The sequence below is a fragment of the Nonomuraea aurantiaca genome (assembly GCF_020215705.1).
Taxonomy (GTDB): domain Bacteria; phylum Actinomycetota; class Actinomycetes; order Streptosporangiales; family Streptosporangiaceae; genus Nonomuraea; species Nonomuraea aurantiaca.
Genome location: NZ_JAIWNB010000005.1, coordinates 210,762 through 229,114, shown reverse-complemented (window position 1 = coordinate 229,114; position 18,353 = coordinate 210,762). Strand labels below are relative to the sequence as shown.

19 protein-coding genes are annotated in these 18,353 nt (G+C 69.7%); 6 read left to right on the top strand and 13 right to left on the bottom strand.

Features of this window, described 5'->3' with window-relative positions:
• Window positions 1-138: 138 nt before the first annotated feature.
• Both cmk and der read left to right on the top strand, forming a co-directional pair.
• Window positions 139-795 (top strand): (d)CMP kinase, encoded by a 657-nt coding sequence (gene cmk, locus LDL49_RS15135; protein WP_225291665.1) that lies wholly within the window; start codon window positions 139-141, stop codon window positions 793-795.
• Between the two features lie 33 nt (window positions 796-828).
• Entirely contained in the window at window positions 829-2,235 is a 1,407-nt protein-coding gene (gene der / locus LDL49_RS15130) for a ribosome biogenesis GTPase Der (protein WP_225291664.1), read from the top strand.
• Window positions 2,236-2,362: 127 nt separating this feature from the next.
• Here der and LDL49_RS15125 read toward each other — a convergent pair whose 3' ends face one another.
• Window positions 2,363-2,812 (bottom strand): DUF6220 domain-containing protein, encoded by a 450-nt coding sequence (locus LDL49_RS15125; protein ID WP_225291663.1) that lies wholly within the window; start codon window positions 2,810-2,812, stop codon window positions 2,363-2,365.
• A gap of 269 nt (window positions 2,813-3,081) precedes the next feature.
• On the opposite strand from LDL49_RS15125, the gene LDL49_RS15120 reads away from it, so the two are divergent.
• Entirely contained in the window at window positions 3,082-3,498 is a 417-nt protein-coding gene (locus LDL49_RS15120) for a pentapeptide repeat-containing protein (protein ID WP_225291662.1), read from the top strand.
• A 118-nt stretch (window positions 3,499-3,616) separates the two neighbouring features.
• On the opposite strand, the gene LDL49_RS15115 is transcribed toward LDL49_RS15120, so the two are convergent.
• On the bottom strand, window positions 3,617-4,219 hold the full coding sequence (locus LDL49_RS15115; protein ID WP_225291661.1) for a hypothetical protein: 603 nt from the start codon (window positions 4,217-4,219) through the stop codon (window positions 3,617-3,619).
• 439 nt (window positions 4,220-4,658) lie between these two features.
• On the opposite strand from LDL49_RS15115, the gene aspS reads away from it, so the two are divergent.
• Together aspS and LDL49_RS15105 are read left to right on the top strand one after the other, a co-directional pair.
• Window positions 4,659-5,987, top strand: a complete 1,329-nt coding sequence (aspS, locus tag LDL49_RS15110) for an aspartate--tRNA(Asn) ligase (RefSeq protein ID WP_225291660.1) — start codon at window positions 4,659-4,661, stop codon at window positions 5,985-5,987.
• 165 nt (window positions 5,988-6,152) lie between these two features.
• Window positions 6,153-7,352 (top strand): acyltransferase family protein, encoded by a 1,200-nt coding sequence (locus LDL49_RS15105; protein WP_225291659.1) that lies wholly within the window; start codon window positions 6,153-6,155, stop codon window positions 7,350-7,352.
• Between the two features lie 14 nt (window positions 7,353-7,366).
• Here LDL49_RS15105 and LDL49_RS15100 read toward each other — a convergent pair whose 3' ends face one another.
• From LDL49_RS15100 to LDL49_RS15090, 3 genes are all read right to left on the bottom strand, one after another.
• Window positions 7,367-8,875 carry an MFS transporter gene (locus LDL49_RS15100; protein ID WP_225291658.1) on the bottom strand — a complete coding sequence of 503 codons (1,509 nt, stop codon included), beginning with the start codon at window positions 8,873-8,875 and terminating at the stop codon, window positions 7,367-7,369.
• Complete coding sequence (locus LDL49_RS15095) at window positions 8,872-9,522, bottom strand: LppX_LprAFG lipoprotein (protein WP_225291657.1); 651 nt, start codon at window positions 9,520-9,522, stop codon at window positions 8,872-8,874. The genes LDL49_RS15100 and LDL49_RS15095 overlap by 4 nt, the downstream gene beginning before the upstream one ends.
• A gap of 72 nt (window positions 9,523-9,594) precedes the next feature.
• A complete protein-coding gene (locus tag LDL49_RS15090) occupies window positions 9,595-10,053 on the bottom strand; it encodes a MarR family winged helix-turn-helix transcriptional regulator (protein ID WP_225291656.1) in 459 nt (152 codons plus the stop codon).
• Window positions 10,054-10,281: 228 nt separating this feature from the next.
• Between LDL49_RS15090 and LDL49_RS15085 the strand changes: the two genes are divergently transcribed.
• Window positions 10,282-11,208 carry a cation diffusion facilitator family transporter gene (locus tag LDL49_RS15085; RefSeq protein ID WP_225291655.1) on the top strand — a complete coding sequence of 309 codons (927 nt, stop codon included), beginning with the start codon at window positions 10,282-10,284 and terminating at the stop codon, window positions 11,206-11,208.
• Between the two features lie 16 nt (window positions 11,209-11,224).
• On the opposite strand, the gene LDL49_RS15080 is transcribed toward LDL49_RS15085, so the two are convergent.
• Genes LDL49_RS15080 through LDL49_RS15045 form a run of 8 tightly spaced genes read right to left on the bottom strand, consistent with a single transcriptional unit; the run spans window position 11,225 to window position 18,352 of the window.
• Window positions 11,225-11,401: a hypothetical protein gene (locus LDL49_RS15080; protein WP_225291654.1), complete on the bottom strand. Its 177-nt coding sequence runs from the start codon at window positions 11,399-11,401 to the stop codon at window positions 11,225-11,227.
• Window positions 11,402-11,410: 9 nt separating this feature from the next.
• A complete protein-coding gene (locus tag LDL49_RS15075; RefSeq protein WP_225291653.1) occupies window positions 11,411-11,998 on the bottom strand; it encodes a 4'-phosphopantetheinyl transferase family protein in 588 nt (195 codons plus the stop codon).
• Window positions 11,999-12,016: 18 nt separating this feature from the next.
• Entirely contained in the window at window positions 12,017-12,832 is an 816-nt protein-coding gene (locus tag LDL49_RS15070) for a hypothetical protein (RefSeq protein WP_225291652.1), read from the bottom strand.
• A complete protein-coding gene (locus LDL49_RS15065) occupies window positions 12,829-14,175 on the bottom strand; it encodes an MlaD family protein (protein ID WP_225291651.1) in 1,347 nt (448 codons plus the stop codon). Before LDL49_RS15065 ends, LDL49_RS15070 begins: the two co-directional genes overlap by 4 nt.
• A gap of 22 nt (window positions 14,176-14,197) precedes the next feature.
• The gene (locus LDL49_RS15060; RefSeq protein ID WP_225291650.1) at window positions 14,198-15,244 is read right to left on the bottom strand and encodes an MCE family protein; all 1,047 of its coding nucleotides are present in this window, start codon (window positions 15,242-15,244) and stop codon (window positions 14,198-14,200) included.
• A complete protein-coding gene (locus LDL49_RS15055; protein ID WP_225291649.1) occupies window positions 15,241-16,272 on the bottom strand; it encodes an MCE family protein in 1,032 nt (343 codons plus the stop codon). Before LDL49_RS15055 ends, LDL49_RS15060 begins: the two co-directional genes overlap by 4 nt.
• On the bottom strand, window positions 16,269-17,294 hold the full coding sequence (locus tag LDL49_RS15050) for an MlaD family protein (RefSeq protein WP_225291648.1): 1,026 nt from the start codon (window positions 17,292-17,294) through the stop codon (window positions 16,269-16,271). The genes LDL49_RS15055 and LDL49_RS15050 overlap by 4 nt, the downstream gene beginning before the upstream one ends.
• Window positions 17,294-18,352 carry an MCE family protein gene (locus tag LDL49_RS15045; protein WP_225291647.1) on the bottom strand — a complete coding sequence of 353 codons (1,059 nt, stop codon included), beginning with the start codon at window positions 18,350-18,352 and terminating at the stop codon, window positions 17,294-17,296. Before LDL49_RS15045 ends, LDL49_RS15050 begins: the two co-directional genes overlap by 1 nt.
• Between the last annotated feature and the right edge of the window lies 1 nt (window position 18,353).

Below are 18,353 nucleotides of genomic sequence, written 5' to 3'. Positions count from 1 at the left end.
GGACAAGGGTCGCTGCGTACGCCGGATGGTCCAGCTGGGCGTGGGGCATGCGTGCGAGGCGGTAGCCTCTTCAGGTTGGAGAAAAGAAAACGTGCAGTGGGAAAAACGTGCAGTGGGAAACGTGAAGAGGGAGAGGCCGTGACCGGTCTGGTCGTCGCCATGGACGGTCCCGCGGGGTCGGGCAAGTCGAGCGTGTCGCGTGGAGTCGCACGCGCACTCGGGCTGCGCTACCTGGACACCGGGGCGATGTATCGGGCGATGACCTGGTGGATGCTCCAGCAGGGCGTCGACCTGGCCGATCCCGCCGCTGTCGCGGCCCGCGCGGGCGAGCCCGAGATCGTCTGCGGCACCGACCCCGACGGCCCGTCCATCCACGTCGGCGGTGTCGACGTGGCCGGGCCGATCCGCGAGGCCGAGGTCACCGGGGCGGTCTCCGTCGTCGCGGCGGTGCCCGAGGTGCGCGCGCGTCTCGTATACCTGCAGCGGGAGATCATCGGCGCCGGCGACATCGTGGTCGAGGGCCGCGACATCGGCAGCGTGGTCGCCCCCGACGCGACCGTCAAGGTCTATCTGACGGCCAGCGCCGAGGCCCGCGCCCTGCGCCGTACGGCGGAGCTGAGCGGCACCACGGTGGAGGCGCAGCAGGCCGCGATGGCCAAGCGTGACACCCTCGACTCCACTCGCAAGACGGATCCACTCTCGATGGCGGCTGGCGCCGTCGAGCTCGACACCACGCCGTTGACTCTCGAAGAGGTCATCGGCGAGGTGCTGAGTCTGATCAAGGAGCGCACCTGACAAGGGTGCGGTACTCACAAAGGATGAAAAATCGTGTCAACGGGGGATTGGGTCGAGGCTGAACTCGACGATCTCGCAGTATCCGACGACGTCGCCGACAGCGGCCCGGTACCGGTCGTGGCCATCGTCGGTCGCCCGAACGTAGGCAAGTCCACGCTGGTCAACCGCATCATCGGCCGCCGCGAGGCGGTCGTCGAAGATGTGCCGGGCGTCACCCGTGACCGCGTCACCTACGACGCCAACTGGCGCGGGCGCCGCTTCACGGTCGTCGACACCGGCGGCTGGGACCCCGAGGCCACCGGGATGAACCTGCGCATCGCCGACCAGGCGCGGGTCGCCGTCGAGCTGGCCGACGTGATCGTGTTCGTCGTCGACGCCACCGTGGGCGCGACCGACGCCGACGAGACGGTCGGCTCGGTGCTCCGCCAGTCGGGCAAGCCGGTCATCCTGGCCGCCAACAAGGTCGACAACCAGCAGGTGGAGCTGGAGGCCGCCGCGCTCTGGTCGCTCGGTCTCGGCGAGCCGCAGCCGGTGTCGGCCCTGCACGGCCGCTCCAGTGGCGACCTGCTCGACGTGATCCTCGACGCGCTGCCGGAGACGCCGGAGCTGAGGTTCGACGCCGAGCGCGGCCCCTATCGGGTGGCGCTGCTCGGCAAGCCCAACGTCGGTAAGTCCTCGCTGCTCAACAAGCTGGCGGGGGAGGAGCGCGTGCTGGTCGACCCGATGGCGGGCACCACCCGCGACCCGGTCGACGAGCTGATCGAGCTGGGCGGCAAGACCTGGCGCTTCGTCGACACCGCCGGCATCAGGCGGCGCGACCGCGAGCTGCAGGGCGCCGACTTCTACGCCGCCATGCGCACCCGGGCCGCCCTCGAACGCTCCGAGGTGGCGATCGTCCTCATCGACGCCAGTGAGGTGCTCACCGAGCAGGACCTGCGGATCATCGGCCTGGTGATCGAGTCGGGCCGGGCGATGGTGGTCGCGTTCAACAAGTGGGACCTGGTCGACGAGGACCGCCGCTACTACCTGGAGCGGGAGATCGACCGGCAGCTCGTCCGCACCCCGTGGGCGCTGCGGGTCAACATCTCCGCCAAGACCGGACGCCACATGGACCGGCTCGTCCCGGCGCTGGAGAAGGCGCTCGGGTCGTGGTCGACGCGGGTGCCGACGGCCAGGCTCAACGCGTTCCTGACCGAGCTGGTGCACCAGACGCCGCCGCCGGTGCGGGGTGGCAAGCAGCCGAAGATCCTCTTCGCCACTCAGGCGTCGGTGGAGCCGCCCAAGTTCGTGCTGTTCACCTCGGGCTGGCTGGAGGACACCTACCGGCGCTTCATCGAGCGCCGGATCCGCGAGGAGTTCGGCTTCGCCGGGTCGCCGATCGACGTGACGATGAAGATCCGGGAGAAGCGGAAGAGCGGCGGCCAGCCCGCCAAGAAGTAGCTCCGGTCCAGGTCACGGTCTGGGGTCCCGGCCCAAGGTCACGGTCCGGCTCTGTTCGGTCCGGCTCTGTTCGGTCCGGCTCTGTTCGGTCCGGCTCTGTTCGGGTCGGGCCTGGGAGTGGGTCGGGTCAGACCGGCTGGGGCTGGGGTTCTTCCACGGGTGCCTTGGTGTGCCTGCGTACGGCACGGTAGGCGGCGATCACCGCCCAGAGCTGGCCCAGCCCCACGACGGCGTGCAGACCGTACACGAACAGGCTGGCCAGCGGTGTGTCGTTCTTCGTGGCGCCCGCGAGGCCGGCCAGCGGGAAGACGACGAGCATCTGGACCGCGCTGAGCACCAGGGGAGCGGCGCACAGCGCGATCAGCCTGCCGGGCACCTTCGCCAGCGCCGCGACGACGGTGGCCACGAGGGAGACGGCCGGGATGACGAACAGGCCGTTGGCGGCGTGCAGGCCGATCGCCGCGGGATCCGTGCCCGTGGGCCGCGGCATCTGGAACGCGCCGAACGTGGCCAGGTAGAACTGCAGGATCACCACGACGATCTGCGCGACGGCGCATCCGACCAGGGCTCTACGCATGTCGGCCTCCTCAGGGGGACAGGTTGCCCCGAGTGTGATGGGCAACCGGTAGCCGGATAACCCCTATCCGCCCCCTGTGGTCGTCGGACGCCTTGGGTCTCCTCCGGCGGGTACGGAGTGCGCGTGCCCGTGCAGATCACGCGAAGCCGCGAATGCCGGCTGCACCACGGCCATGAGCCGCTACGCCTCTGCGAGGAGGTAAAGCAGAGCGTTGAGGCGTGACTGATCCTTTCCGACGGATGCCCGGATCGGGCGGAATGGTGTGGCAGATGGGCGGGTCGGTCTACCGTCGGTTCATGGAAGAGGTGGACTGGGAAGACGACCTTTACGACCTGGACCGGGGCGAGGACCTGTACCGCGGCAAGATGCGCGGCATGAACCTGGTCGGCGCGAACTTGAACGACGCGAACCTGACCGAGGCGGACCTCCGCGACGCGAACCTGGATCACGCGAACCTGGGCCGCGCGTATCTGACTCGTGCGAACCTGGCGGGCGCGTCCCTGCGCGGAACGAATCTGGCCTGCGCGGACCTGGATGGTACGAGCCTGGACGGGGTCACGTGGTCGATGGGCCCGGAAGGGACGCAGTGGCCTGAAGGGCTGGCGGAGACGATGCGGGCTCGATCGCGGGAGATCGAGCCACGGGTGTGGCGGGTGGCCGCAGACGTCCCTCGACAAGCCTCATGATCAATGAGACAGATCGCCATTGATCCGTCTCATTCAATCTGAGGCACCGCAGTGAGATATCTCCTGCCCCAGATCCGACGAGGCGAGGCGAGCCAGCTGTCAGCCGTCGTGGTTCTGGTCAGAGGGTCCTGTGCTGCAGTGGTCGTGAGGGTCTCCGTGGGGTCATGGCGGCGATGTGGGCGCCGTAGGCGAGTACGCAGGCGGCTCGGATGGCCGGGGTGGTCTCGCGCCCCATGACGGGGCGGATGAGGGTTCCACAGGTGCAGGTGATGTTGCCGGTATCGCGGTCCATGGCTTCGGGTGCGTGGAGGAAGGTGGCGCCGTCTGGGGTGACGGTGAGGGCGTGCTGCGGGCAGAGGTTGATGCCGCTGAGGTCGCCTGTCTGGAGCATGCGCCAGCCGGGCTCCAGTTCTCCGGTCTCGTTCATGGCGATGATGACGTACGAGCTGGGGCAGCCGGTGGCGACGCAGTGGCGGATGCCGGGCGGGGCGATGGTGATCTTGGCGAGAGTGGCGTTGATCGCGGTGGTGCGGTACTGGAGAGGGTTGGAGCCGTCCGCGCGGAGGACCTGTCCGGCCAGCCAGATCTCGCCGGGCGGGTACCAGCTGGGGCCGGCGTCGTGGAGGCACATGGCGAGGGGGCGGGCGCGCTGTGGGGAGGCGCCGGCGGGGATGTAGACGAGACGGCCGGGCTGGAGGTCGTTGAGGGCGGGTGTGGTCATGCGTCGTCTTCCTGGTCCTGATCCTCGAGGTGCGGCAGGTCCGGCCTCAGCGTCTGGGGGTGGACTGGCTCGGGTCCGGCGTGGGCGTGGGGAAGTCGGAGGGTGGGCACTCTCGATCTTGTCGTAGCGCCTGTGTGGACGGGTCCTAATCAGGTTGCCGACGTCCGCCGACGCTGGCTACGATCACCGGCAACGCGCAGACGGAGACGAGTAACCGAAGGCCCGCGTGGGTCCAGAGAGCCGCCGGCAGCTGTGAAGGCGGTCTCGCGCCCCTTCGGTGAAGACACTCCCGAGTGCGGGGAGGAAATGCCCCGCCGGTCTGACCCCCGTCATCGGGTCTTGGAGGCCGCCCCTGCGTGGGCGGCGAAAGTGCGGTGGCACCGGGAGTTCCCTTCTCCCCCGCACTCCCAAGGGATCATGCAACTCGTGAGGAGCTGTGATGATCTCTCGTGTCCTGTCGGCGGAGCTCGCTGAGCACGCCGGACAACGAGTGACGATCGCCGGTTGGGTACATCGCCGCCGGCGGCTGAAATCCGTAACCTTCCTGGTCGTCAGGGACCGCAGTGGGCTCGCCCAGGTGGTGGCGCCCGGCGTGGCCCCGGGTGCGGAGCCCTGCGCGGTCCCAGGTGCGGAGCCCTGCGCGGTCCCAGGTGCGGAGCCCGGCGTGGTTCCGGGTGAGGAGACGGTCGTCCGGGTGACGGGTGTCGTGACCGCGAACCCGCAGGCGCCGGGCGGTGCCGAGCTCACCGAGCCGGAGATCGAGGTGCTGGCCGAGCCCACCGAGGCGCCGCCGTTCGACCTCTACCGGCCGGTCGTGGCCGCGGCCCTGCCCACGATCCTCGACCACGCGCCGGTCGCGCTGCGCCATCCGCGCCTCAGGGCGCCGCTGGAGATCTCGGCGGCGAGCGTGGCCGGGTTCCGGCGGGCGCTGGACCGGCTGGGGTTCACCGAGATCCACACGCCCAAGATCGTCGCCTCGGCCACCGAATCGGGCGCGAACGTCTTCGGCATCGACTACTTCGGCCGCCCCGCCTACCTGGCGCAGTCGCCGCAGTTCTACAAGCAGGCGATGGTCGGTGTGTTCGAGCGGGTCTACGAGGTGGGGCCGGTCTTCCGGGCCGAGCCGCACGACACGGTCCGCCACCTGGCCCAGTACACCAGCCTGGACGCCGAACTGGGCTTCGTGCGCGACCACCGCGACGTGATGGCGGTGCTGCGCGAGGCGGTGGCGGGCATGGTGGAGGCGGTACGGGGGCAGCCCGCGGTCGACCTGCTCGACGTGACGCTGCCGGAGGTGCCCGCCGAGATCCCGGCGATCCACTTCACCGAGGCGCAGCGGCTCACGAACGAGTTCGAGCCTGACCTGTCACCGGACCAGGAGCGGTGGCTGTCGGAGTGGGCGGTGCGGGAGCACGGGTCGGAGTTCCTGTTCGTCACGGGGTATCCGATGGCCAAGCGGCCGTTCTACACCCACCCGGACCCGCTACGTGAGGGGTACTCGAACGGGTTCGACCTGCTTTTCCGGGGGGTGGAGCTGGTGACGGGCGGGCAGCGGCTGCACAGGCATCAGGACTATCTCGACGCCCTTGCCGCGCGTGGTGAGGACGTCGGGCCGTATGAGGGGTATCTGCAGGCGTTCGCGCACGGCATGCCGCCGCACGGGGGGTTCGCGCTGGGGCTCGAGCGCTGGACCGCGCGCCTGGTCGGCGCGGCGAACATCCGCCAGGCCACGTTGTTCCCCCGCGACCTGCATCGGCTCTCTCCGTAAAAGCGCCATCTCGTACGGCACCGCACGGTCCAACGCCAGCCCCCCTTCGACCCCGGCCCGCGAGCAGTGGCATCGCCTTGCCCGGGCTGGGGCGCCGCCTACCTCGATGGTCTCGAGCCGGGCATAAATGTGCGGTTCCAGGGAATCGATCGCTAGCATCGCCGGATGCTTACTCTTCCGGCAGCGGCTCAGCACCAGACCGGGCGCCGCCTGGCCTGGCTCGACGCACTCCGTGGCATCGCCGCTGTGGTGGTGGTCTTCGAGCATGCGTTGAGGCCCCTGCTGTCTGAGATGGAGTCGGCGGTCAAAGCGGCTTTCGAGCCCGGGTGGTACGGCGTGATGGTGTTCTTCCTGGTCAGCGGCTATATCGTGCCCGCGTCGCTGGAGCGGCGAGGCAGCATCCCGGCTTTCTGGATCTCTCGCTTCTTTCGGTTATATCCGCTGTTCGGGGTATGCGTGGCAGGTATGGCGTTACTGGCGGCGGTGGGCTGGGACGCCCCGCATATCTGGTGGAGTTCGCGGCCGGTCTCCCTGGTGCTGGGTCATCTGACGATGATGCAGAACCTGCTGTATGTGCCGAACGTGGTCAATGTTCTGTGGACGCTTTCCTATGAGATGGCCTTCTATCTGCTCCTGACCGCGATGTTCAGCCTCGGCGTGCACCGGCAGAGTGTCGCCGGCGCGCTCGGCTTCGCCGCGGCGGCCGTACTGGGTGCGGGCGTGCTGCCGGTCGCGCTGCTGTCGGCTGGTGGATCGGGGCGGATGCTGATGGTCGTGCTGGTGGTGACCGGACTGCTGGCGGTGGGACTGGCCGCGGTACTCAAAGGCTCAGCCGGGATGCGGTACGCGGGCGCTGTCGTCATCGGGGTCACCGTGCTGGGTCTGCTGGCGGTCAATCAGAGCTATCCCGGCCCATGGCAGGGGTTGCTGATCTTGGCCACCATGTTCGCCGGCACGGTGCTGTATCGGGCCGAGCAGGGGGAGATCTCCTGGAAACAAGCTGGTTGGGTGGTCTTGGTGCCGCTGGCCGGGGTCTGGCTGGCGCGTGATGAGTTCGGCGTTCAGACGGCCACAGTCGCGGCCTGGATGACCTTCGTCGCTGGGATGGCACTGCGGCACCGAAGGATGCCACGGACGCTGGTATGGCTGGGACTGGTCAGTTACTCGATCTACGTGCTGCACCCGCTGCTCCTGGAGAGCGTGGAGCCTTTCTGGCCCGAGCCGCTGGCTGTGCCGTTGTATGCACGGCTGGCGGTTCTGGTCGGCGTGATGGGGTTGCTGCTTGGGGCCAGCGCGCTGACCAGGCGTTTCGTGGAAGTTCCAGCGCAACGCCTGGGCAAACGCCTCATCTCAGGCAGTGGCTGAGGCCGAGACGGCTTTCACCGGACGCGGGGGAGGAAGGCGGCGACCACCGCGCCCAGGAGGCAGATCAGTGCGGTGACGAAGAACATCTCCGTGTATTCCAGATGCAGCGCAGCGTCCACCTTCGCGAGGTACTCGCTCAGCTGCTTCGCGTACACCGCCGGTTCCACCCCCACCGGCAGCGGCGTGTCGAGGCCCGCGGTCAGCGACTGGAACCGGTGGAACCCCCACGCCGACACCCCCGCGATGCCGATCAGCATGCCCATCATCCTGGCCACCACCACCGCCGCCGAGGCCACCCCGTGCTGCGTGGCGGGCGTCACCCGGAGCACTGCCGCCGACACCGGTGCGATGACCAGCCCCAGCCCGAGACCGGCCACGATCAGCGCGAGGTCCACCATCAGGCCGGCGTTCGCCAGGTCGAGCGGCCAGCGGCTCATCACGCCGTACCCGGCCGTGGCCACGATCAGGCCCGCCACCGCCACCACCCGGTCACCGAGCCGGCGGGCCAGCAGGCCGCCCAGCAGCGCGCCCACCGGCAGCGCGATCAGGAATCTGGCCAGCACCAGCGCCGCGTCCAACGTCTCCAGGTCGAGCAGCGTCTGTGCCGTGAACTGGACGAACACCATGGTGATCAGCAGGGCGGCGCCGGTCAGGAAACTCACGCCCAGCGTGGCCAGCAGCGGTCCCTTGCGGGTGCCCGTCAGGTCGAGCAGCCGGACCTTCGACCGGATCTCCCACCAGACGAACGCCGCCCCGGCCACGACCCCGGCCGCGATCACCGGCAGGCCCCAGGGCGGCAGCACGGTCGTGGCGGGATCCGGGTTGTACAGGCCCACCACCAGAAGGGCGAGGCTCAGGGCCAGCAACGCACCGCCGACCCCGTCCACACGCCCGGCCGACGCCTGACCCGAGAGCCCGGAGGACACCCGTGGTGAGGGGACGGTCAGGTGGACCGCCACTGCGGCCAGTGCCGCCAGCGGCAGATTGATCCAGAAGATGGCGTGCCAGCCGCCCAGCTCGATCCCGAACACCATGGTGCTCGGCAGCAGGGCCAGCACCCCGCCGTACAGCGGCCCGAGCGCGCTGCCCAGCTCCTGCGCCGCCCCGACCGCGCCGAGCGCCACCGGGCGCTCGTGCTCGTGCCACAGGTCGCCGATGAGCGCCATCGTGATCGGCAGCAGCGCGCCTCCCGCGATCCCCTGGATCGTCCGGCCCGCCACCACCATCACCTCCCCGGACGCCAGCGCGGTCAGCACCGAGCCGACCGCGAACGCCGCCAGGCAGGCGTGGATGAGGGGCCGCCGGCCGTACCGGTCGGAGAGCTGGCCGAGCAGCGGCATCGCGGCGATGTAGCCGAGCAGGAACCCGGTGACCACCGGTGTGGCCCGCTCCAGGCGGTTGGTGGGGATGCCCACGTCGGTGGCGATGTCGAGCAGGACGGTCACGACCACGTACGCGTCGAGGGCGGCCAGCAGCACCACCGCGCCGCCGACGCCGAGCGCGACCCGGCGGGCGCGCCTCATCCGGCCGGGGGCGGCGTGATCGTCACCGGCGCGTCGAAGTCGCTGAGCGACACGGTCACCGTGCCGTCCTTCAGCGGCAGTTCGAGCTTGGTGAGCCGGCTGGTGGCCTTGTCCACCCAGACCTTGCCGTTGACGCCCTGCGTGACGCCGGGGATGAGCGTGCCGAGTACCTGGCCGGAGAACGCGGTGGCCACCCGGTAGGCGCCGCTCTCCTCGGCCTCCACGCGCGGGTCGGCGGCCGTGCCGAGCAACTGCGCGAGGCCCTTGGACGGGTCGAGGATCTTCGACGGATCGTAGAGCTGCGCCAGGTCCTTCCTGGTCATCTTCTGGAAGCCGCCCGTCGGGCCCTTGAAGTGGACGGTGTCGCCGACCAGGGCGAAGGTGATCTCCTGCAGGCTGCCCAGCACCTCGATGGTGATCGTGCCGTCGGCGTCACCGGCGGCCGTCAGCCTGCCGTCGGCCTTCTTCACCGGCACCTTGGGCTTGCCGTCGGTGGCGATGGAGAAGGTGGCCGACTTGACCACCTTCATGGCCTCGGCGGACTTCTTCAGCAGGTCGGGTCCGGCGGGCAGCTCGCTTCCGCCGCCGCTTGATGAGCAGGCGGACACCAGCGCGAAGACGACGACGAACAGCAGCTTTCGAAGCATGAGCGGATCGTAGCGAGCGCCCGGAACGATCGTGCGCCGTCGGGCATATCGGTTAGGTGTCGGCCCGGCCGTTCAGCGCAGCTTCTTCAGGTGCTCGACGATCGGCTCGTAGGCCGCCACCAGCGCGTCCAGCTGGTCGTCGGTGAGCCGGTCGACGAAATGCTCCCGGACACTGCTCACGTGATCAGGCGCGACCCGCTCGATCGTGGCCCAGCCCTCGCTCGTGAGGACCGCGAACGTGCCGCGCCGGTCGTCGTGGCAGTCCTCTCGGACGACGAGTCCCTTGGCCTCCATCCGGGAGATCTGGTGCGACAGCCGGCTGCGCGACTGGATGGTCGCGTCGGCCAGGTCGCTCATCCGCATCCGGTGGTCGGGGCTCTCCGAGAGGTTGACCAGGATCTCGTAGTCGTTCACCGAGAGGGCGTGCTCCTGCAGCTCGCGGTCGAGCCGGTGCATGAGCAGCTTGTGCAGGGCCAGGTGGGTACGCCAGGCACGCTGCTCGGCGGGGGAGAGCCAGCGAGGCGCGCTCATCGAGACTCCTCGAGCGTGGATACCCCCGTCTTCACGGCGAGGGAGGAGGTCAAGATCTCCAATCTAGCGCACATGGACGCCGACCTCGCAGTGCGTAGGAGCCCGCCGGTCGCGGCCCGCCATGGACGCGGACACCGCAGGCCATGGCGGACCACCGGCCGCGATCCATACGCCGCCGGTCGAGACCCCCCACGCCGTCCGCGAACGTCCGCCATAGAGTGAGCGATTGTGTCGGACAACTCGGGTGAGAGTCTGGGCACCGTCCTGGTCGCGGGCGGTGCGAACCTGGCCATCGCGGTGGCCAAGCTGATCGCGGGCCTGATCGGCGGTTCGGCGGCGATGCTGTCGGAGGCGGCCCACTCGGCCGCGGACACGGTGACGGAGCTCCTGCTCCTGGTCTCCGTACGCCGGGCTCAGCGGCCCGCCGACTCGCGCCATCCCTTCGGGCACGGCAAGGCGGGCTTCTTCTGGGCGATGATGGCGGCGGTCGCGACCCTGGTCGGTGGCGCGGGATTCTCCATCACCCACGGCGTGCACGAGATCAGCCACGGCGAGCGGCTCGGCAACCTCACCCCCTCGTACATCGTGCTGGCCCTCTCCTTCGCGATCGAGAGCGTGTCCTTCCTCAACGCGCTCGCGCAGCTGCGCAGGGAGGCCCGCAGGCATGACGTCAGCCCGTTCCGGCTGGTCTCGATCACCTCGGACACCGCGCTGAAGGCCGTCGTGTACGAGGACGCGGCCGCGCTGGTGGGGCTGGTGATCGCGGCGCTCGGCCTGCTCGGCTACCAGGTGACCGGCTCGCCCGTGTGGGACGGCGTGGCGTCGATCGCGATCGGCGTGCTCCTGCTGGTGGCCGCGCTCACGCTGATCCGGTCGAACGTGTCGCTGCTGATCGGCCAGTCCGCTCCGGGCCCGATCGAGAAGGAGATCCGCGCGGTGCTGGTGGCGCAGCCTGAGGTGGAGAGCGTGGTCGAGCTGCTCACCATGATGCTGGGCCCGGGGAGCTTCCTGGTGGCCGCGAAGATCGACTTCCGGGACGACGCCACGGCCGCGGGGGTGGAGATCGCCTGTGACGAGCTGGACCGCCGGCTGCGTGAGCGCTATCCCGGCATCTCCCAGGTGTTCCTGGATCCGACTCCCACTCGGCGCCGCTAGGCCCCGTTGGTCACCGCTAGTCGAGGGCCATGACCACGGCAAGGCCGACGACGTGCATGAGCACGACGGCGACGATCAGCGAGACGAACACGAACTTGGCCGGCCCGTGCTCGAAGGTCTTGCCCTCTTCGAGCGGCTTGCGCTTGGCCATCCGGTCGGCGATTCGCTCCTCGACTGACTTGCTGTAGAACATGCCTCCATTTTAGCTGGTCAGGGGGAATTGCTGGGCTGGTGAGTCTGTGATAACAGCCACTACGATGTCGCCCTCGGCGGTCCATTCGAGCAGGTGGCGGCCCGTCATGTCGGCGTCGGCCGCCCGCAGTCCGTCGATGGTCAGCTCGCCGCGCTTGATCAGGGCCTCCTTGCGGGTCCAGTGCCTGATCAGCTCCTCGTTGGTGGTCACCGCCGCCAGCTCTCGCTCGGTGAGCGCCCGGCCCGCGAGCAGCCGGTCGAACGGGCCCGGCGGCACGCGTTCGGCGTCGATGCCCACCCGGCCCGCACCGGCCGCCGCGCAGACGTAGCCGCGCGTGTGGCTGAGGCTGACGCCCAGGGAGGGGGCCTGCTCGATGTACGGGCGGCCGTGGCCGGGGCCGTGCACCTCGCAGTGCTGTAACAGGGTCAGCAGGGCCGGATCGGTGTCGAGCACCGCGGCGGCGCAGAGGCGTACGAGCAGGTGGGCCGCCGTGAACGAGCGGCGGTCGGGCTCGAACGCGAACCGGGCGGCGCGCGCCCGCTCGACGTCGGTCAGCCAGTCTTCTGAGGCGAGCACCTCGTCGGGGCGCCCACCCATCGCCACAGGGCCGATCGGTCAATCCTTCTTCTTGGTGCCGCTGTCCAGGTTGTACTGGTCCTCTTTGGCCGCGCCGAGCACGGTCACGTCGTGGACCTTCCAGACGCCCTTCTCCTTGACCAGGCTGATCTTCAGATGGGAGTCCTTGACCGAGCGTATCGCCTCCGAGGTGTTCACCTGCTGGTCCACCACGACGATGGCGTGCGCGGTGGCCTCGTCGACGTCCGAGAGGTAGACCTCGCGGACGTTCGCCTGCGAGACGGCCTTGAGCTTGACGATGACCTGGGCCATCGCGCCGCCGAACGCCTCGTCGTAGGTGGCCAGGAAGTCGCCCGTGGCCTGGGCCGTCAGCGTGGCGCGGGTGGCCTGGAGGTTCTGGTAGTCGTAGCTGAGCAGCGCCTTGCCGAACGAGCTGGCCGCGCCCGAGACCTCCAGCCGCAGGTTCCGCTCGCTCTCCAGCCGGGCCAGCGAGTCGCGGGCCTGGCCCGCGGAGATCCACTGCAGCGCCGCCGTGGCGGCCAGCGCGGCCACCAGCAGGGCCACCACCGCCACCAGGATCCGGCCACGCCCCAGCCCCGCCCGCCCAGCGGCGACCACCCCACCGCCGTCAGAGACATCGCCGTCAGAAGGGCCGCTGTCAGAGGAGACGCCCTCCGAGGGGTCGGCGTCCGAGGCCGCGCTGTCCGACCCCGTGCTGTCCGACCCCGTGCTGTCCGACCCCGTGCCGGCCGAGGGCTCCTGAGGCGGGCCAGCCGAGGTGGTCGGTGATTCTGCCGCTGTGGTCTCCTCCGCGGTGCTCTGCTGGTCCTCCGCGAGGTCCTGCTTGGTGGTCATGACTTCTCCTCACGGCGGCGGGCGGCCCGGCCCACCGCGATCCACCCCAAGATGCCACCGCTCGCCGCCACCGCGAGGAAGATCGCGGCAATCAGCGGAGCGGTGTCCACCGGGGTACGGGACGCGGGCCCGGAAGCCGCCGCGGGCGTTTTCGCGCCCGCCGCCTCCGGGGTCCGCTCGGGCTGTGCGGTGGCCTGGGCTGCCGGCCGCCTGGTCTGCTCCGTGCCTGTGTCCGTGTCTCGGTCTTTCCGGGGATGGTCGGCGGCGTCTTCCGTACGGACCGGCTCGTCCGTGGCGCGGCCGGGGCAGGCGCGCAGGCGGGGCACGGTGGGCGGGCCGACCGGGCCCGCGTACTCCTCCGCCGGCTGCGGGCCGCCCGGGACGCTGAAGATGAACGACGCCTTCCCATACACCGTGTTGCCTTCCCTCACGCTGATGTCGTCCGCCAGGCTCAGCGCGGTCGGCACGATGCTCAGCAGGTGGTGCACGTTCCGCTCGGTCTCGGCGGAGAACACCGGTTTGTGCGGTAGGCCCGCCGCGGTCAGCAGGCACGACAGGCCCGGTCTGGCCCGCTTGATGGCCCGGTCGAGCTGCCCGAACACGCCCGGTCCTTGATCCAGGAAGGTGTCGAGGTCACTGCGCGACTCGCGTAGCGTGGCGGTCACCGTGCTCAGGTCTGTGATGCCAGAAGCCAGCTTGTCCTTCCGGCCCGCCAGCGTGTGGGTGAGCTGGGTGAGCTGCACGGACAGGTCGTCGAGCACCTGGGAGTTGTCGGCCAGCGTGCCGGTCAGGTCGTGCGCGTCCTCGATGATGTCCCTGATCGACGACGACCGGCCGTCCAGCGCCACCGCCAGCTCGTGCGTGATCGTCTTGGCGTCCTTGGGCGGCACCGCGGACAGCAGCTTGCCGACGCCCTCGAACAGCTTGCGGTAGTCCAGCGGCACCGTGGTCTTGGACAGCGGGATCACGTCGCCGGCCGCGAGCTTCGGGCCGTTCACGCCGGTCGCGGGCGGCGACAGCTCCACGTACGGCTCGCCGATCGCAGACTTGCGGCGTACCTCGGCCGTGGCGGCCTTCGGCAGCCGGACCTCCTTGTCGATGTCCAGGCCCACGACGATCTTGCCGGGCGCCAGCCGTACGTCCCCGACCTTCCCCACCCGGACCCCCAGGTAGGCGACGTCGAACCCGCGGACCAGGCCGGGGGAGGAGACGAACTCCGCCGACACCCGGTAGGGCTGGGTGATCGCGTCGAGCTTGATGATCGTGCTGAACGCCCAGATCGTCATCACGACGCCCAGGATGACGAAGAAGCCGAGGTTCAGGTAGATGCGGCGGTTCCTCATCGCGGCGGCCCCCAGATGTCCCTCATCGCGGCGGCTCCCAGAGCAGGCGGAAGTCCGCCACCCGGTTGGGCAGCACGCCCGTCTTGCCGTCCGGCAGCAAGCCCGTCTTGCCGTTCGGCAGGAGTCCGTTGTGCTTCGGGGTCAGCAGGCCCTTCAGCCACACGTAGATCAGCACCTGGCCGTTGACCGTGATCGGCGGCGTGTCGATGAACGCCTGCAGCTTGGCCACCAGCGCCTTCAGGTCCTCCTTGCCGCGCAGCATCGAGGAGGTGATCGCGTCGAGCTCGCGCAGCAGCGTGCGCAGCCGGGCGGCGTGCCGCGGATAGACCGTGAGGTTGGCCTCCTTGGCCAGGTCGGTCAGCGCGATGAGGGCCGTCTTCACGTGCCTGCGGCCGTGCGCGAGGCGGGCCGTGGCCGCCGCCAGCGTGCCGGGCAGCCGGTCCAGCTCCTTGCTGCCCTTGGCGAGCTGGTCGCCCAGCTTGGCGAGGGCGTCCACGGTGGTCGCGATGTCCTGGCGGGCGGCGGCGTAGGTGTCGGTCACCTCGGCCGTCTGCTTGATCAGCTTGTTGACGTCGGCGCCCTTGCCGGCGAACGCGGTCGAGGCGGCGTCGAGGATGGCGTTGACGTCCTGCGTGCCGAGCGCCTCGATGAGCGGCCCGGCCTTCGCGGTGACCTGCTCGATGTCCGGTTCGACCGAGGTGTCGGTGATCGTGGCGCCGCTCTTGAGGTAGGGGCCCTTCGACAGGTCCTTGCCCGCGGGCGGCGTGAGCTGGACGTAGTTCTCGCCCAGCACCGAGGTCTTGGCCACCGTCGCGGTGCTGCCCTCGGGCACCGGGTGCTCCGGCATGATCGACATGGTCACCCTGGCCTGGTAGCCCTGCAGCCGGATGCCGGTCACCGTGCCCACGCGTACGTCGGAGATCTGCACGCTGTGCCCGGCGACCAGGCTCTGGACGTCGTCGAAGGTGGCGTTGATCGTCAGATCGCCGCCGCCGGCGCCGAGGGTCTGGAGCGAGCAGGACGCGGTGATGCCCAGCGCGAGCAGTCCTGACAGGACACGTGCCTTCATCGCTTCTTCTTCCCCTGCTCGAAGGGGCAGTTGCTGAGGCCGGCGGGCAGGCACGGCACCTTGCCGAGGTTCAGGGCGTCGAACAGCGGGGTCAGCCAGGCCCGGGTCATCGCGTTGAGCACCACGCGGATCTTCAGCACGTGCTGCTTCTTGTCCCACGAGTCGATCAGGATGTCGGAGAAGTCGGCGGCGCCCTTGATCGCCTGGGCCATCGACGCGCTGTTGGCCCGGACCGTCAGCACCAGCTCGGCCAGCGTGCCGGCGGCCTGGGGGAGCCGTTCGGAATAGGCTTCGATGATCACGTCGCCGCGGCGCACGAAGTCGGCCATGCCCGCGATGAACGTCCGCAGCCGCCGCCGTTCCTCCGCCAGGATGGCGCTGGCCTCGGCGAAGGAGTCGATGGCGCCGGTCACCTGGCTCTGCCGCTTGTTGAGGCTGGTGGCCAGCTTGTTCAGGCCCTTGGCCAGGTCGACGAGCTGCTGGTCCTGCTTGGCCAGCGTGTCGGTGAGCCGCGCGGTGTCGGCGAGCGCGTTGTTGACCGTCTTGCCGCGGCCCCTGACGCCGTCGGCGAGGTCGCCCGCGACGTCGCCCAGCTTGTCGGAGTCCAGCGCGTCGGTCAGCTTGGTGAACGCGTCGAGCGCGTCGTCGATCTCCACCGGCAGGTCGGTGCGCTCCAGCGGGATGGTGGCGCCGGAGGCGATCCGCTGGTCGCCGGGCTTCCAGGGCGGGTAGAGGACCACGTTCCGCTCGCCCAGGGTGTTCTGCGGCGCGACCACGGCCTTGACGTTCGCGGGCAGCGGCACCTCCCGGTCGACCGACAGCTCGACGCGTACCTTGTCGCCGTCGATCCGGATGCTCGTCACGTATCCGGCGTCGAGCCCCATCACCTTCACCCGCGCCTGCTCGTACAGCGAGGGCGCCTTGCTGAAGATCGCGGTCAGCCGGTACGGCTCGGCGCCGAGCAGCGTGCACCCGCCGCCGGCCGCCAGCAGCGTGCCGGCCAGCAGGGCCGCCAGGAAACGGGTCATCGGTCGTTCTTCCTGTCCTTGGCGATGGCGCCGAGCACCTCCGGGTCGATGGGGCCCAGGCCCGTGGCTATGGCCTCGAGCCACGGGCCTTGGCCGCCCATCGTGGACAGCCCGGAGAACGTCGGGCCGGCCCACGCCAGGAGCGCGTTGAACTCCTTGTTGCCGCTGTTGAGCTTGGTGGTGATCGCGCCGGTGTCGTCGAGGACCTGGACCAGCGTCTTCTCGTGCTCGTTGATCAGCCGGGTGGTGCTCTGGACGAGGTCGCTGCCGTCGCCGAGCAGCGCGCGCAGCTCGTTGCGGCGCGAGCGCAGCTCGTTCAGCATGACCTCGATGGCGTCGATGAGCCGGCCGAGCTGCTTGTCCTTTCGCTCCAGCACGTTCATGATCTTGGTGCCGTTGTCGAGGAGCTTCTGCAGCTGCGGTTCGCTCTGGCTGATGGTGTCCGACAGGTCGCCGATGTTCTTCAGCAGCTTGGTGATCCGGCCGCGCTTGCTGGTGTCGATCTTGCCCAGCTCGGTGAGCAGGTCGTCCACGGCCTTGGTGTCGAGCTTCTGGACCAGGCGGGTGGCATCCTTGATGGCGTCGTTGATCAGCGTGGGGACGCCCGTCCGCGTCACGGGGATCCGCCGCTGCGCCTCGGGGAGCTGGTCGACGTACGGGGCGGTGACCGGGCCAGACAGCTTGACGTAGCGGCCGCCGAGCAGGTTGGACAGCGTGATGTCGGCCCGGGTGGCGCGGCCGAGCCGCACGTCGGTGTCGACCTTCCAGGTGACGACCACGTTGCCCTGCCCGTAGTCGGGCCGCACCTCGGTCACCTTGCCGACGCGCACGCCCGCGACCCGGACGTCGTTGCCGGTGCGCAGGCCGCCGGAGTCCACGAACGTGCCGGACATGTAGTAGCCGCCTTCGAGCAGCCCGAGGCTGCCGACGAGGAAGGTGGCCACCAGGACCGTGCCGAGCACCGCCAGCGAGATCAGGCCGACGACGATCTTGTTGCGGTCGCGGAAGGACTTGAGCGCCATCACTCACCGACCATGAGCTTCTGCAGGTCCTTCGAGCTCTGGATCCGCGTGCTGCCGCGCAGCGGGGGCGGCGTCTTCATCGGGTACGGGCAGGGCGAGGCGCTCAGCGCCAGGCACGGGACCGCGGTGATGAAGTAGTGACCCCGATCGACGCTGGAGTAGGCGCGGGCGAGCAACGGCTGGAAGGTGCCGATCGTCTTGTCGATCTCGTTCACGTGCCGCCTGATTCCGCCGGTCAGCCCGGACAGGTGGTCCACCAGCGCGCCCAGCTCGTCGGCGTTCTTGCCGAGCACCTGGTCGGAGGTGTGGACGGTGGTCGAGAGCTGCACGATCGCGTCGTCGACCAGCTTGCGGTTGCCGGCGAACGCCTCGGACAGGGTGACCAGGTTGTCGACGAGCTGCTCGATCTGCTTGTCGCGCTGGGCGACCACGCCGGTGACGGTGGCGTAGTCCTTGAGCAGCCGCTGGATCGTCTGCTTGCGCTCGTTGATCGTGCCGGTGATGGCGTTGACGTTGTCGAGCAGCCGCGGGATGTTCTTGTCGTTGCCCTTCAGGGACTTGGCGGCGGCGGTGAGCAGCTGGTTGATCTGGTCCGGGTCCAGGCTGCGGGTCAGCGGGCCGAGGTCGCTCACCAGCTGGCCGATGTCGACCACGGACGACGTGCGGACGATCCGCGAGCCGGGGGCCAGCCTGCCCGGCGCGGTGCCGGGGAGCAGGTAGACGACCCGCTGGCCGACCGCGTTGCGCCACCTGATCGCCGCCTCGGTGTCCGACGGCACCTTGACGGCGTCCTGGACCTCCATGGCGACCTCGGCGCGGCCGTTCACCACCTTGATCGTGTCGACCTGCCCCACGGGCGCCCCGGCGATCTTCACCTGGTCGCCCTCCCGCAACCCCGACACATCATCAAATGTCGCGATCAGTTGGTATCCGCCGCCGGTGCTGACCCGGGCGATCTGCACGGTGATCACCACGATCAGCGCCACCGTCAAGCCGACGAACAGCACCACGCGCAGCAGCGTCCACCGGCGGGTCACCCGTTCCCTGGACAGCGCCACG

What these genes read in the sequence shown, in the direction of transcription:
- LDL49_RS15090 (WP_225291656.1), bottom strand. Translation starts at nt 10,053, where the DNA reads ATGAGCGCGCCTCGCTGGCTCTCCCCCGCCGAGCAGCGTGCCTGGCGT.
- LDL49_RS15050 (WP_225291648.1), bottom strand. Translation starts at nt 17,294, where the DNA reads ATGGCGCTCAAGTCCTTCCGCGACCGCAACAAGATCGTCGTCGGCCTG.
- aspS (WP_225291660.1), top strand. Translation starts at nt 4,659, where the DNA reads ATGATCTCTCGTGTCCTGTCGGCGGAGCTCGCTGAGCACGCCGGACAA.
- LDL49_RS15125 (WP_225291663.1), bottom strand. Translation starts at nt 2,812, where the DNA reads ATGCGTAGAGCCCTGGTCGGATGCGCCGTCGCGCAGATCGTCGTGGTG.
- LDL49_RS15065 (WP_225291651.1), bottom strand. Translation starts at nt 14,175, where the DNA reads ATGAGGAACCGCCGCATCTACCTGAACCTCGGCTTCTTCGTCATCCTG.
- LDL49_RS15115 (WP_225291661.1), bottom strand. Translation starts at nt 4,219, where the DNA reads ATGACCACACCCGCCCTCAACGACCTCCAGCCCGGCCGTCTCGTCTAC.
- LDL49_RS15105 (WP_225291659.1), top strand. Translation starts at nt 6,153, where the DNA reads ATGCTTACTCTTCCGGCAGCGGCTCAGCACCAGACCGGGCGCCGCCTG.
- LDL49_RS15075 (WP_225291653.1), bottom strand. Translation starts at nt 11,998, where the DNA reads ATGGGTGGGCGCCCCGACGAGGTGCTCGCCTCAGAAGACTGGCTGACC.
- LDL49_RS15055 (WP_225291649.1), bottom strand. Translation starts at nt 16,272, where the DNA reads ATGACCCGTTTCCTGGCGGCCCTGCTGGCCGGCACGCTGCTGGCGGCC.
- LDL49_RS15095 (WP_225291657.1), bottom strand. Translation starts at nt 9,522, where the DNA reads ATGCTTCGAAAGCTGCTGTTCGTCGTCGTCTTCGCGCTGGTGTCCGCC.
- LDL49_RS15120 (WP_225291662.1), top strand. Translation starts at nt 3,082, where the DNA reads ATGGGCGGGTCGGTCTACCGTCGGTTCATGGAAGAGGTGGACTGGGAA.
- LDL49_RS15100 (WP_225291658.1), bottom strand. Translation starts at nt 8,875, where the DNA reads ATGAGGCGCGCCCGCCGGGTCGCGCTCGGCGTCGGCGGCGCGGTGGTG.
- LDL49_RS15070 (WP_225291652.1), bottom strand. Translation starts at nt 12,832, where the DNA reads ATGACCACCAAGCAGGACCTCGCGGAGGACCAGCAGAGCACCGCGGAG.
- LDL49_RS15080 (WP_225291654.1), bottom strand. Translation starts at nt 11,401, where the DNA reads ATGTTCTACAGCAAGTCAGTCGAGGAGCGAATCGCCGACCGGATGGCC.
- LDL49_RS15060 (WP_225291650.1), bottom strand. Translation starts at nt 15,244, where the DNA reads ATGAAGGCACGTGTCCTGTCAGGACTGCTCGCGCTGGGCATCACCGCG.